Source organism: Nocardiopsis moroccensis, assembly GCF_055763695.1.
Map to the genome: position 1 here is coordinate 629,241 of NZ_CP199747.1, position 13,025 is coordinate 642,265.

The 13,025-nt window shown below is 70.5% G+C and carries 13 protein-coding genes; 11 read left to right on the forward strand and 2 right to left on the reverse strand.

Annotation, left to right across the window (positions count from 1 at the left end; translation table 11 throughout):
• The first annotated feature begins 44 nt into the window (after positions 1-44).
• From ACUKCB_RS02625 to ACUKCB_RS02645, 5 genes are all read left to right on the forward strand, one after another.
• A complete protein-coding gene (locus ACUKCB_RS02625) occupies positions 45-773 on the forward strand; it encodes a YggS family pyridoxal phosphate-dependent enzyme (RefSeq protein ID WP_473038837.1) in 729 nt (242 codons plus the stop codon).
• A gap of 135 nt (positions 774-908) precedes the next feature.
• On the forward strand, positions 909-1,436 hold the full coding sequence (locus ACUKCB_RS02630; RefSeq protein ID WP_473038838.1) for a cell division protein SepF: 528 nt from the start codon (positions 909-911) through the stop codon (positions 1,434-1,436).
• A 39-nt stretch (positions 1,437-1,475) separates the two neighbouring features.
• Positions 1,476-1,775: a YggT family protein gene (locus tag ACUKCB_RS02635; protein ID WP_191272320.1), complete on the forward strand. Its 300-nt coding sequence runs from the start codon at positions 1,476-1,478 to the stop codon at positions 1,773-1,775.
• A gap of 127 nt (positions 1,776-1,902) precedes the next feature.
• Entirely contained in the window at positions 1,903-2,793 is an 891-nt protein-coding gene (locus ACUKCB_RS02640) for a DivIVA domain-containing protein (protein WP_473038839.1), read from the forward strand.
• Between the two features lie 72 nt (positions 2,794-2,865).
• Positions 2,866-4,335, forward strand: a complete 1,470-nt coding sequence (locus ACUKCB_RS02645; RefSeq protein ID WP_473038840.1) for a hypothetical protein — start codon at positions 2,866-2,868, stop codon at positions 4,333-4,335.
• 75 nt (positions 4,336-4,410) lie between these two features.
• On the opposite strand, the gene ileS is transcribed toward ACUKCB_RS02645, so the two are convergent.
• Positions 4,411-7,611 carry an isoleucine--tRNA ligase gene (gene ileS / locus ACUKCB_RS02650; protein ID WP_473040902.1) on the reverse strand — a complete coding sequence of 1,067 codons (3,201 nt, stop codon included), beginning with the start codon at positions 7,609-7,611 and terminating at the stop codon, positions 4,411-4,413.
• A gap of 370 nt (positions 7,612-7,981) precedes the next feature.
• On the opposite strand from ileS, the gene ACUKCB_RS02655 reads away from it, so the two are divergent.
• The 5 genes from ACUKCB_RS02655 (at position 7,982) to ACUKCB_RS02675 (ending at position 10,970) form a co-directional block, all read left to right on the forward strand.
• Positions 7,982-8,242: a hypothetical protein gene (locus ACUKCB_RS02655; RefSeq protein ID WP_191272315.1), complete on the forward strand. Its 261-nt coding sequence runs from the start codon at positions 7,982-7,984 to the stop codon at positions 8,240-8,242.
• An 89-nt stretch (positions 8,243-8,331) separates the two neighbouring features.
• Positions 8,332-8,856, forward strand: a complete 525-nt coding sequence (locus tag ACUKCB_RS02660) for a GNAT family N-acetyltransferase (RefSeq protein ID WP_473038841.1) — start codon at positions 8,332-8,334, stop codon at positions 8,854-8,856.
• A 175-nt stretch (positions 8,857-9,031) separates the two neighbouring features.
• Complete coding sequence (locus ACUKCB_RS02665) at positions 9,032-9,442, forward strand: TraR/DksA family transcriptional regulator (protein ID WP_473038842.1); 411 nt, start codon at positions 9,032-9,034, stop codon at positions 9,440-9,442.
• 29 nt (positions 9,443-9,471) lie between these two features.
• Positions 9,472-10,047, forward strand: coding sequence for a signal peptidase II (gene lspA, locus ACUKCB_RS02670; RefSeq protein WP_473038843.1), 576 nt, complete (start codon positions 9,472-9,474; stop codon positions 10,045-10,047).
• A complete protein-coding gene (locus ACUKCB_RS02675; RefSeq protein ID WP_473038844.1) occupies positions 10,044-10,970 on the forward strand; it encodes an RluA family pseudouridine synthase in 927 nt (308 codons plus the stop codon). The genes lspA and ACUKCB_RS02675 overlap by 4 nt, the downstream gene beginning before the upstream one ends.
• On the opposite strand, the gene ACUKCB_RS02680 is transcribed toward ACUKCB_RS02675, so the two are convergent.
• Complete coding sequence (locus ACUKCB_RS02680; RefSeq protein WP_473038845.1) at positions 10,967-11,983, reverse strand: DMT family transporter; 1,017 nt, start codon at positions 11,981-11,983, stop codon at positions 10,967-10,969. The genes ACUKCB_RS02675 and ACUKCB_RS02680 overlap by 4 nt on opposite strands.
• Positions 11,984-12,056: 73 nt before the next feature.
• Here ACUKCB_RS02680 and ACUKCB_RS02685 point away from each other — a divergent pair, with 73 nt between their 5' ends.
• Positions 12,057-12,977: a LysR family transcriptional regulator gene (locus ACUKCB_RS02685; RefSeq protein ID WP_473038846.1), complete on the forward strand. Its 921-nt coding sequence runs from the start codon at positions 12,057-12,059 to the stop codon at positions 12,975-12,977.
• Positions 12,978-13,025 lie beyond the last annotated feature (48 nt).

A 13,025-nucleotide genomic window follows, 5' to 3' on the forward strand; every position in this document is an offset into this window, starting at 1 on the left:
ACCCCAGCCACATCCGGCCATAGCAGTAAAGAGAAGGTACGCCCGTGTCACACACCGATCCCGCGCGCACCGAGCAGATCCGCGCCAACCTCCGGGCCGCGCGGGCCAGGATCGAGGAGGCCTGCGAGAAGGCCGGCCGCGACCCCTCGGAGGTGTCGCTGATCGGGGTGACGAAGACCTACCCGGCCGGCGATGTGCGCATTCTCGCCTCTCTGGGGGTCACCGACGTCGGTGAGAACCGTGACCAGGAAGCGGCCCCGAAGGCCGCGGAGACTGCGGACCTCGGTCTGACCTGGCACTTCGTCGGCCAGTTGCAGACCAACAAGGCGCGCTCGGTGGCCTCCTACGCGGATGTGGTGCACTCGGTCGACCGGGCCAAACTCGCCAGGGCGTTGGGCGACCGGGCCGCTGCGGCGGGTCGGAGTCTGACCTGTCTGGTACAGGTCAACCTGGACACCGATTCCGAGGCCGGGGTCATCGGCCCGCGTGGAGGCGTGGATCCGGCGGACGCGATCGGGCTCGCGGAGCGGATCGCCGAGCACGAGGCGCTCACCCTCGGCGGTGTGATGGCGGTCGCCCCCCGCGGCACAGACCCGGACGCGGCCTTCGCCCGCCTCCAGGAGGTGGCGGGGGTGATCCGGGATCACTACCCTCGGGCAACGGTGATCTCCGCGGGGATGAGCGGGGACCTGGAGGCAGCGATCGGCCGGGGCGCGACACACCTGCGACTCGGTACGGCGTTGCTCGGCTCCCGGGGACCGATCGTGGGGTAATGTCCCCACATAGACCTTGGGGCCTGTCTGTGGCGTTCGCCCGAATGGACGAACACCCCGTGTACGCGGGGCACAGGGGCCGAAGACGGAGGAGTCGGCTGCGGTGAAGGCCGCGGGGACGACGGAGGACATGAGATGGCCGGCGCGATGCGCAAGATGGCGGTCTACCTCGGCCTCGTGGAGGACGACCGTTACGACCACCGCTATGCGGACGAATATGATGAGTTCGACGATTTCGACGAGGGCGTGGAGGAGCAGCGTGACCGCGGCGCTGACACTCCGCGAGGCGAGGAAGTACGAGGCGAGGACGTGCCGGACACCGGCGACTACCTGGGAACGGGTGAGCGACGCAGTGGTACGGCCATGACTGCCTCAACCGCCGACCTGGCTCGGATCACCACGCTCCATCCACGTACCTACAACGAGGCGCGTACGATCGGAGAGCACTTCCGGGAAGGTACACCGGTGATCATGAACCTGACCGAGATGGTCGACAGCGACGCCAAGCGTCTCGTCGACTTCGCGGCTGGTCTGATCTTCGGTCTCCATGGCAGTATCGAACGCGTGACCAACAAGGTGTTCCTGCTGTCCCCGGCCAACGTCGAGGTGACCGCCGAAGACAAGGCGCGGATCGCCGAGCGAGGGTTCTTCAATCAGAGCTAGATCATCACATTTGTCCAGAGATTGGGTCGGGGAACGACCGTGAGTATCGTCCTGTCCGTGCTGTCCTTCCTGCTGCAGCTGTTTGTCTTCGTGCTGATAGCGAGGGTGGTCCTGGAGATGGTGCAGTCCTTCTCCCGGACGTGGCGGCCCACCGGGTTCGTACTTGTGCTCGCTGAGATCGTGTACACGATCACCGATCCGCCACTGAGGTTCCTGCGCAGGTTCATCAAGCCGATCCGGCTGGGGAGTATCGCACTCGACCTGAGTGTGCTGGTCCTCTTCTTCGCCGTGATCATCCTCCAGAGCATTCTGGGGAGCCTGATGCTCAGCGTGGGGTAGGAGGGCGGGGGCGGAAAAGACAGCCCCTGATTCCGATATGTGGTCTTGGTCATGATCTGGATTGCCGTAAGGTCACGATCAGGTAGCGTCCCTACGGACAGACTCCAAGCGCGCCAAGGAGACGAACATGCCGCTGACACCCGCCGATGTGCGGAACAAGCAGTTCAGTACCACCCGGCTCCGACCCGGGTATGACGAAGAAGAGGTCGACGCCTTTCTCGACGAGGTCGAGTCCGAGCTGGACCGGCTGATCCAGGAGAACGAGGAACTGCGCGGCAAGCTCGCCGAGTGCCTGCGGGGCAAGGTCCCCAACGCCGGCATGCAGGACTTCCAGCAGCCCCAGGAGCAGCAGGCCCCCGAGGCGCCGCAGCAGATGGAGCAGATGCGCCCGGAGCCCGTCCAGGCGCAGCAGCCCGTCGAGCCCCAGCCGCCCGCGCCGCAGCAGCAGATGGCGATGACCGGTGCGAACCTGGCCATGGGCGGCGAGGAGAACATGGACACGGCAGCCCGTGTCCTGGCGCTCGCCCAGCAGACCGCCGACCAGGCGATCTCCGACGCCCGCCGTGAGGCGGACGAGACCCTCGGCCGCGCCCGCCACGAGTCCGAGGACATCCTCGGCAAGGCCCGCCGGCAGGCGGACCAGATCATCGGTGAGGCCCGCGCCCGCTCGGAGAACCTCGACCGGGACGCCCAGGAGCGCCACCGTCAGGTCATGGGCAGCCTGGTTCAGCAGCGCGAGGAGCTCGAGCACAAGGTCAACGTGCTCAAGGACTTCGAGCGCGAGTACCGCAGCCGCCTGAAGGACTACTTCGAGCGCCAGCTGCGCGAGCTCAACGAGGAGGGCAAGCCGGTCGAGCCCAACCCCAACACCACGGGCGGCTTCCAGACGATGGCTCCCCAGACCGGCGGGGCACCCGCGCTCCAGCAGCACGGCCCCGGCGGCAACCCGTTCGGTCAGCCCGAGCCCGCCCAGCACGGTGGCTTCCACCCGGGTGAGGCTCCGCACGAGCGTCGCTGACCCGTCAGCGGCCATGCGGCTCCGAACAACTGAAGACTCCGGCTCCACACGTGTAAAGGCCCTGGTCGACCCGTGATCCTTAGCCTCCTCGCCACCGTGGCGGTGTTGGCGGCCATCGCCGTCATCGCAGCTGCCCTGGTCCTCGCCGAGACCACCCTGGTGTACATCGCCCTGGGACTCGGCGGGCTGAGCGTGCTCCTACTGTTGGGCGCGATCATCCAGGGGAGGTTCGGCGGGACGAGAACGGACACGGAACGGACGGACGGTTTGGGGAAGGCGTCCGTCCCCGTGGAGGCCGCCACAGCGGCCGACACGGCCCCGGCCCGACCGTGGGAACCGGAGGAGTCTCGGCGCGCACCCGCACCGGCCGGCCGGCCGGTGCGGGAATCCGCCGTTTCGGAGCAGCCCGTCAGCGACCGGAACCGGACGGCCGCCGACGAGACCGAAGAGGAAGCGGAGTTCGAGATCCCCCGCTGGCAGACCCCCACTGTCGGAAGCTGGCCGGAACCGGCCCTCCGGGACGAGGCGCCGGTCGGGGCCGACACCCCGGCCGATGCGGGGCCGCAGAGGGTCGAGAACGAACCCGAGCACGGCGTGACCACCGCCGAGCACACCCCTGTCGAGGAGGCTCCCGCGCCCGGAGAGACCTCCGCGGAGGAGGACCCGGAAGAGGATCCCGGGGCAGAGCCCGCCGCACGCGGCGCCGAAGAGACCGGGACCGCCTCCGAGCCCGACGATCCGGGCAGGGCGTTCGCCTACCGCATCCCCGCGGCCGTTACCGGCGAGGCCGGCCGGGACCACCGGCCGACCCCTGGCGAGGACGGACCTCCCGCCACCGCGGACACGGCCCGGGACATCGAAGCGCTCGCCGAGCGACAGACAGCAGCTTCCCGGGACACGGCCCCCGAAGAGGCCGAGACTCCCCACGAGTACTCCGAGCCGGTGGCGGACACCGGACCGGCGCAGAGCGTTGAGCGGCCCGGGGCCGAGCCCGAGCTGGAACCCGAGCCCGAGCTGGACGGGGTCGCCGACGAACCCCGGGAGACCCCCGCGCAGGCCTCCGGCGACGAGGAGCGACCCGCAGGGGACGGGGAAACGGCTGGGACCGGTCCCGCGAGACCGGCGGACACCATCACCGATGACCTGGTCCGGACCTCAGAGGACGTGGACCAGGGGCCGCAGGACGCGGAAAAGGGGGCCGACGAAGTCTCCGAGGAACCCGAGGGAGCCCCTGAGGAGGACCGAACCACCGACGAGGCCCCCGCCGATGACGGGGCGGTGGCCGGGGACGGTGACTCGGTCCTGGCCTACGCCGCCATCCTCGACAACGAGGGCGACACCGCCCCGGACACGGAGGCCCCGGACACGGAGGCCCCGGACTCCGATCCCGGGGAGACCGAGGAGGACACGGCCCCGGAGCGGTCCCGGCCCGACCGGACCGGGGACGGAACCGAAGAGGGCACCGGCACCACCGGCGAGGAGCCGCCCGACGAGGTCGGTGACGACCCCAGGAAGCAGCCGGACTCCTCCTTCACCGGCTGACCTCCCCCGGACAGCCCGAGGGGCCCCGCTCTGCCGAGCGGGGCCCCTCGTCGCCTCTCAGGCGTGCGTGCCCGCTCAGGCGCGGCGGAAGGTGAAGGCCACCCCGAACTCCTCCGACTCCGCGGAGTGCGGGGCGTCCTCGCCCGCCCCGGCCACGAAGGTGTCGGCCAGGACCTCACCGGCGATCATCCGGCCGTGCTCGGACAGGGTCTGCCTGACGACCTCGTCCTCGGCGGCCCACCACACGCGGATCCGGTCGGACACGTCCAGGCCGCTGTTCTTACGGGCCTCCTGGAGCATCCGGACCATCTCGCGGGCCAGACCGGCCCGGCGCAGCTCCGGGGTCAGCTCCAGGTCCAGGGCCACCGTCTCCCCGGACTCGGAGGCCACCGCCCAACCCTCACGGGGCTGCTCGGTCACCAGGACCTCGTCGGCGCTCACCTCGACCGGCTCGTCCTCGACCCGCACCTGGGCCCAGCCGGTCCCGCGCACCTGCTCGACCAGGACAGCCGGGTCGGCGGCCTGGATGGCCTTGGCCACCAGCGGCGTGCGCTTGGCGAACCGCTTGCCCAGAGCACGGAAGTTCGGCTTGACCACGTAGTCCACGAGGTCGCCGCCGACGGTGGACAGCGCGTCCAGCCGGGCCACGTTGAGCTCGTCGGCCACCTGGGCGCGCAGCTGCTCCGGCAGTTCGGTGAAGCCCGGGGCGCCCACCAGGGCGCGGGCCAGCGGCTGCCGAGTACGCATGGCCGAGTCCACGCGGGCGGACCGGCCCAGCTCCACCAGACGACGGGTCAGCGCCATGTTCTTCGACAGGTCGGGGTCGATCAGCTCCTCGTGGACCTCCGGCCAGGACGCCAGGTGCACCGAGTCCGCGCCCTGCGGGCGGCGCAGCGCCGACCACACGTGCTCGGTCAGGAACGGCACGATGGGGGCCATCAGCAGGGTGACGGTCTCCAGTGCCTCGAACAGGGTCGCGAAGGCCGCAGCGCCCTCCGGGGTGTCGGCACCGCCCCAGAACCGGCGCCGGGAGCGGCGCACGTACCAGTTGGACACGTCGTCCACGAACGCGGTCAGACGGCGCCCGGCCCCGGTCGTGTCGAAGGCCTCCATGGCCTCGGTGACGTCGCGGACGACCTCGTTGAGCTCGGACAGCAGCCACCGGTCCAGCAGCGGGCGGTCCTGCGGGGCGGGGGCGTCGGCCAGCTTCGAGTGGTCCCAGCCGCTCCCGGCGTTGGCGTACAGGGTGAAGAACGACGTGGTGCTGTAGTAGGTCAGCAGCACCTTGCGGACGATCTCCTCCAGGGCGGAGTGGCCGACCCGTCGGGCCGTCCACGGCGAGCCGCTGGCCAACATGAACCAGCGCAGGGCGTCGGCGCCGTGCTGGTCCATCACCGGGATGGGCTCCATGACGTTGCCCAGGTGCTTGCTCATCTTGCGGCCGTCCTCGGCGAGGATGTGGCCGAGCACCACCACGTTCTCGAACGAGTTGCGGCCGAACACCAGGGTGCTCACCGCGAGCAGCGAGTAGAACCAGCCGCGGGTCTGGTCGATCGCCTCGGAGATGTACTGCGCGGGGAAGTTGGCCTCGAAGGTCTCCTCGTCCCGGTGCGGGGCGCCCCACTGGGCGAACGGCATGGAACCGGAGTCGAACCAGGCGTCGATGACCTCGGGCACGCGGCGGGCGACCCGCTCCTCCTCGGGAAGCGAGGGGTCGGCGTCGGGGTCGGGGATGACGACGTCGTCGACGTAGGGGCGGTGCGGGTCCAGGTTGGACAGATCCTGGCCGCTGAGCTCGCTCAGCTCCTCCAGGGAGCCCACGCAGATCTGGCGGCCGTCGGGGAACTCCCAGATCGGCAGCGGGGTGCCCCAGTAGCGGTTGCGGGACAGCGCCCAGTCGACGTTGCCGCGCAGCCACTCGCCGAAGCGGCCCTCCTTGACGTTCTCCGGCACCCAGTTGGTGACGTCGTTCTGCGCGAGCAGCTCGTCCTTGATCGCGGTGGTGCGGATGTACCAGGAGGGCACCGCGTAGTAGAGCAGCGCGGTGTGGCAGCGCCAGCAGTGCGGGTAGGAGTGCTCGTAGTCCAGGTGGCGGAAGAGCAGGCCGCGGTCCCTGAGGTCGCGGACCAGCGTCTTGTCGGCCTCCTTGAAGAACGCCCCGCCCACCAGCGGGAGCTCGGCCTCGAAGGTGCCGTCGGGGCGGACCGGGTTGACCACGGGCAGACCGTAGGAGCGGCAGACCGTCATGTCGTCGGCACCGAAGGCGGGGGACTGGTGGACCAGACCGGTACCGTCCTCGACCGTCACGTAGTCCGCGAGCACCACGTAGTGCGCGGGCTCGTCGAAGGGCACCAGGTCGAAGGGGCGCTGGTAGGTCCAGCGCTCCATCTCGTCGCCCTCGTAGCTCTCACCGGTGAGCTCCCAGCCCTCGCCGAGGACCTTCTCGAACAGCGGACGGGCGACCAGCAGCCGCTCGTTGCCGTCCGTGGCCACCACGTACTCCACGTCCGGGTGCACGGCCACGGCCGTGTTGGACACCAGCGTCCACGGGGTCGTGGTCCACACCAGCATCGAGGTGGGGTGCTCGGGTGAGGCCAGCGGACCCGAGGTCACCGGGAAGCGCACGTACACCGACGGGTCGGTGACGGTCTCGTAGCCCTGGGCCAGCTCGTGGTCGGAGAGCGTGGTGCCGCAGCGCGGGCAGTAGGGGCTGATCCGGTAGTCGCGGACGAGCAGGCCCTTGTCCCAGATCTGCTTGAGCGCCCACCAGACGGACTCCACGTACTGCGGGTCCATGGTGCGGTAGGCGTCGTCCATGTTCACCCAATAACCCATGCGCTCGGTCATGGCGGTGAACGCGTCCACGTTGCGCAGGACGGACTCGCGGCAGCGGTCGTTGAACTCGGCGATGCCGAAGGCCTCGATGTCCTTCTTGCCGCTCAGGCCCAGTTCCTTCTCCACGGCGACCTCGACGGGCAGGCCATGGCAGTCCCAGCCGGCCTTGCGGTCGACGTGGTAGCCGCGCATGGTGCGAAAACGCGGGAAGACGTCCTTGAAGGCTCGGGCCTCGACGTGGTGGACACCGGGCTGGCCGTTCGCGGTGGGCGGGCCCTCGTAGAAGACCCAGTTCTCGTTGCCACGGGTCTGGTCGAGCGACCGCTGGAAGACGTTCTCCTTCGACCAGCGGCCGAGGATCTCGCGCTCCGTCGCGGGCAGGTCGATCTGGGCGGGCAGTTGGGGCAGCGCGCGGGATTCGGGCCGGGGGTCGTCGGTCACCGTCGTACCTTTCTCCATCAGGGGTGTTCCTGACGGAGGGACGAGGCGGAGCCCCGCGGTACCACCCTCCTTGGAACCGCGGCCGGATCCGCTGGGCGGATCGGCTGCGGATCCCACTTCGTTGGGTCCGTGCCGGTTCTACTGGGGTGCGCCGTGACGCACGCGGGCACCTGTTCCTCCGGCTGCTCCGGGGTGATCTTCGCGCTGGTCGTTGCCCCCGGGCTCACACCGTCCCCGGGTCGCTTGGCCGGCACAGCCGCCTCTAGGCTGTGTCCGTCCGGTCGGGGCCAGCGTTACTCGTCCCCATCGACACACCGTCAGGATAACGCAGTGCGGCCAGGTGCGCCGCGGATCAGTTGAGGGAGCGGCCGTGGCGGAGCACACGCGGGGCGCGGTCCTGGTGACCCTGCCCGAACGCGAGGACGCGGAGGAGTTGGCCGAGCAGCTTCTGGAACAGGGGTACGAGCCCTGCCGGGTGCACCGGGACATGCTCGCGGGTGAGGATGACGCCGAGGACGTGGACTGGGTGATCGAGGTGCTGACGGGGCCGCACGGCGGCCCGGCGGTCTTCGACGAGCCCCACCTGCTTCTGCTCGCCGAGGACTACGGCGGCTTCGCCGTCGCCGAGTGACCGCGTGCCCGTGCGTGCGGGCGTGGCCGCCCGGGGCGAAGCCGTGCGGCCCTGGCACCGGGCGGCCCCGACGGTCAGGATGGGTCTTCATGACGATTCGTGAGGCACACCCCGACGACGCCCCGGCCATCGCCGGGGTGCACGTCCGCTCCTGGCAGGCCGCCTACCGCGGGATGATCCCCGACTACGCGCTGGAGAACCTGGACCCCGAGCGCCTGGCCGGGGTCTGGTCGAGACGGCTCACCGGCGACTTCACCGCCCCCGGGGCCGGCGTGCTGGTCGCGGAGGAGGACCGCGCCGTGGTGGCCTTCGCCGGTTTCGTGCCGGGCCCCGACCCCGAGGACGAGAACCGCTCGGTGGTGGATCTGGAGACCTTCTACTCCGTCCCCGAGGTGTGGGGCTCGGGGACCAACCGGAAGCTGGCCCGCGCCCTGCACGAGACGATGGCCGAGGGAACGGCCGACCAGGCCGTCCTGCGGGTCCTGGTCGCCAACGCCCGTGCCCGGCGCTTCTACGAGCACCAGGGCTGGTGGGACACCGGCACCGTCACCGACGAGACGCTCCTGCGCGGAACCCTCGTGTTGCCCACGGCCCTGTACCGACGCTCCCTGTGAGGGATCCCGTCCGCCGGGGCGCCCCCTTCGCCTCGGCGGACGCACCGCCGGGATCATTGCCTCGGAGCGGTGGATTGCCTAGGCTTCGCGGCACTACTCACGGCCTTGCCAAGGGGGAGATCCCGCAGATCAGAACGGACGCGGGGGGCTGTGGGACGCGTGGAGGGGGAGTGCGATGAAGGCCACCGAGGCGGCGGCGCTGCCTGTCCGGCCGGGGGAGGAGCCCTGGACACCGGAGGAGCTTGCGCAGGTCCGGAACCAGTTGCAGGGCGAGATCGCGGCGCAGCGGGAGGAGCTCCGCGAGATCGAGGACGAACTCGCGGACCGGCTCACCGACCCGGTCGAGGGCGCGGGGGACGACCCCGCGGACGTCGGTGCGAAGACCTTCCAACGCGAACACGATCTGGCGTTGGCCTACAATACTCGTGACCTGCTCGCCAAGAGCGAGCGGGCGATCGAACAGATGGACGCGGGGACCTACGGGGTCTGTGACTCGTGCGGTCAGGCCATCGGAAAGGCACGGCTGCAGGCCTTTCCGCGCGCCACCCTGTGCGTCACCTGCAAACAGCGCGAGGAGCGTCGCTGACTGAGGTAGAGCCCTCCGGGGACAGCAACATGACCACGACCGACAACACCGCCGCCCGGCCGCGCAGGTACTTGATCCTGCTGCTGGTCGCGCTCACCGCGATCGTCGCCGACCTCCTCACCAAGGAGTGGGTGCTGGCCGCCTTCTCCCAGGGCGAGCGCCTCGACATCATCGGCAGCTTCGTCCAGTTCACACTGGTGTACAACACCGGGGCGGCGTTCTCGCTCGGTACCGGGTACACCTGGGTGTTCACCGCGATCGCCACCCTCGTGGTCCTCGTGATCGCCTACCTCGGCTGGCGTGTGCGCAGCCCGTGGTGGGGCGTCACGCTCGGGCTGATGATGGGCGGGGCCGCGGGCAACCTCGTCGACCGCTACTTCCGTGGCGAGACGCCCGGCACCGGAGCGGTCGTCGACTTCATCAGCGTCGGAGACTTCCCGGTCTTCAACATCGCCGACTCCTGCGTGGTGGTCGGAGCCTGCCTGGTGGTGCTGCTGACCTTCAGGGGTCTCAACCTGGACGGGACGATGGTCGCGGACGAGGCGCCCGCCCGGAAGAAGGACGCCGACACCGGTGGCAACGACGAACAGGGACAGGGCGCATGAGTGACACAAGGAGCCTCCCCGTCCCCGACGGTCTGGAGGGCGACCGGCTCGACGCCGCGATCGCACGGATGTTCGGGCTCTCCCGGACCCGGGCCGCGGAGCTGATCGGGGACGGCGGAGTCCTCCTCGACGGCGCCGAGGCGGGCAAGTCCGACCGCGTACAGGCCGGGGCCTGGCTGGAGGTCACCCTCCCGCCGCCGCCCACCGCCCCGGTGCCCCGCGCCGAGGCCGTCCCCGGCATGCGGATCGTGCACGAGGACACCGACATCATCGTGGTGGACAAGCCGGTCGGCGTGGTCGCGCACCCGACGGTCGGCTGGACCGGGCCCAGTGTGCTGGAGGGTCTGTTGGCCTCCGGCGTGCAGTTGGCCACCAGCGGGGCCGCCGAACGCCAGGGCATCGTGCACCGTCTGGACGCCAACACCACCGGCTTGATGGTGGTGGCCAAGAGCGAGACCGCCTACAGCGTGCTCAAACGGGCGTTCAAGGAGCGCACCGTCGACAAGCGTTACCACACGCTGGTCCAGGGCCACCCGGACCCGCTCCGGGGCACCGTCGACGCCCCCATCGACCGTCACCCCGCGGGGGACGGGCGCTGGGCCGTGGTCGCGGGCGGCCGCCCCTCGGTGACGCACTACGACACCCAGGAGGCCTTCCGGGCCGCCAGCCTGTTGGAGATCAAGCTGGAGACGGGGCGGACCCACCAGATCCGGGTGCACATGGCCGCGCTGCGCCACCCCTGTGTGGGTGACCACCTCTACGGCGCCGATCCCACTCTCGCCGAACGGCTGGGTGTGCGCCGCCAGTGGCTGCACGCGGTACGCCTGGGCTTCGACCACCCCACCGAGCACCGCCCGGTGGAGTTCTCCAGCCCTTACCCCGAGGACCTGGAAGCCGCCGTGGACAAGCTCCGCGAGGACTAGACCCCCTCCCGGGCACCATCCTTCCGCCGTCCGCCCCCGACCGGGGCCGGGCGGCGGACGCGTAGGACCCCCTGGCACAGGGCCGCACCCAGGATGATGACGGCCGCGCCCAGCGGCTGGTTCCAGCTCAGGGTCTCGCCGAGCAGGAGGACCCCCGCGGCGACCGCCACCACCGGGACCACATAGGTGACGGTGGTGGCCACGGTAGCCCCGGCCGCGCGGACGACCGCGTAGTTCAGGATGTAGGCGAACCCGGTGCCGAACACCCCCAGTGCGGTCACCGCCAGGGCCGCCCGCCAGGTCAGCTCGGTGGGCAGGTCGGTGGTCAGCGGGGCGATCACGAGCAGGGGGAGGGTGCCGAGCAGCATCTGCAGGGCGCTCAGCTCCAGCGCGGTGTGCGGGCTGCCCGCGACGAATCGGCGCAGGTAGGGGGTGCCGATCCCGTAGCAGACGGTGGCGGCCACCACCAGCAGCATTCCCAGCACGGCGTCGTCGTCGGCCACGTTCACCTCGGCCAGGGAGTTCCACACCCCGAAGACGGTGAGGACACCGAGGAAGCCGATGCCGAGCCCGAGGACGCGGCCGCGGTCGGGGCGCTCGTCGGACAGGATCAGCATCGCGAACACCACCCCGAACAGCGGGGTGGAGGCGTTGACGATCCCCATCAGCGCGGACGGGATGAGCTGGCCGGCGTACCCGAACAGGGTGAAGGGGACGGTGTTCAGCAGCAGGGCGGCCACGAACACGTGCCCCCACAGCCGGGGCGAGGACGGTAGGCGTCCGCCGCGCAGGAACAGGACCGCGAGCAGGGGCAGGGCACCGGTGGCCATGCGGCCCAGGGAGAGCTGGACCGGGGCGAGGACCTCGGCGCCGGTCCTGATCAGGACGAAACTCATCCCCCAGATGAGCGCGAGGAGTACGAACTTGGCGCGCCAGCCCGGGAACGGAACGCGGTTCGGGGGCGGAGCTGGGGCTGGGACGGAGGGTTCCGCGGCGCCGGGAAGAGTGGACATGGGATGTTTCTATCCTTGCCCGATGCCTTAGGTCTACTTCGTATTTCTTAAGGCAGATATTAGAGTTCCTTACATGCTCAGTGTCGACCGGCTCCGCGTCCTGCACGCCATCGCCGCCCACGGCTCCCTCAGCGCCGCCTCCCAGGCCCTGCACGTCACCAACTCCGCCGTCTCCCAGCAGCTCGCCAAGCTCGAACGCGAGGTGGGTCAACCCCTGGTCGAACGCAACGGGCGCGGCGTACGCCTCACCGACGCCGCCGAACTCCTCGTCGAACACACCTCGCGGATCCTGTCCCTGGTCCACCGTGCGGAGGCCGACCTGGAGGCCCACCGGGGCGACGTCACCGGTCACCTCCGCCTGTCCGCCACCCCCACGGCGGTACGCGGACTCCTGCCCGCGGCGCTCCCCGCCCTACGTGAGGCCCACCCGGGTCTGCGCGTCGAACTCCAGGAGGAGGAACCCCACGAGAGCATCCCCGCCATGGTCAACGGAGACGCCGACCTGGCCATGGTCGTGGACTGGATGGGATCCCCGCTGACCCTGCCCCAGGGGATGACCAGGGCCTCGGTCATGGAGGACGTGGGCGACATCGCCCTGCCCGCGGAGCACCCCCTGGCCCACCGCGAACTCCTGGAACTCGACGAGATCCTCGACCTCCCCTGGATCAGTTGGACCAAGGGGTCGATCTGCGACGACTGGCTGCACGGCATCATCCGGGGCCGGGGAGCCGAGCCCACCGTCGTGCACAACGTCGAGGAACACCAGACCAAGTTGGCCCTCGTCGCCGCCGGGATCGGCGCGGCCGTCATGCCCAGGCTGGGGCGCGGCCCCCTGCCGGAGGGGGTGCGGGCGGTCCCGGTCCAACCCGCGCTGGTCCGCCAGGTCTACGTGTTCTGGCGCAGCGAGGCGTCCCGTAGACCCGCGATCCGTGCCGTCGTGCGCGCCCTGCGCGAAGCCGCGGGGACCTACACCGACGGGCCCGGACCCGGCTGACCCCGGCGGAGGGTCCGGGGCGGGGCGCGCGGCCCCGCCCCGGACCCG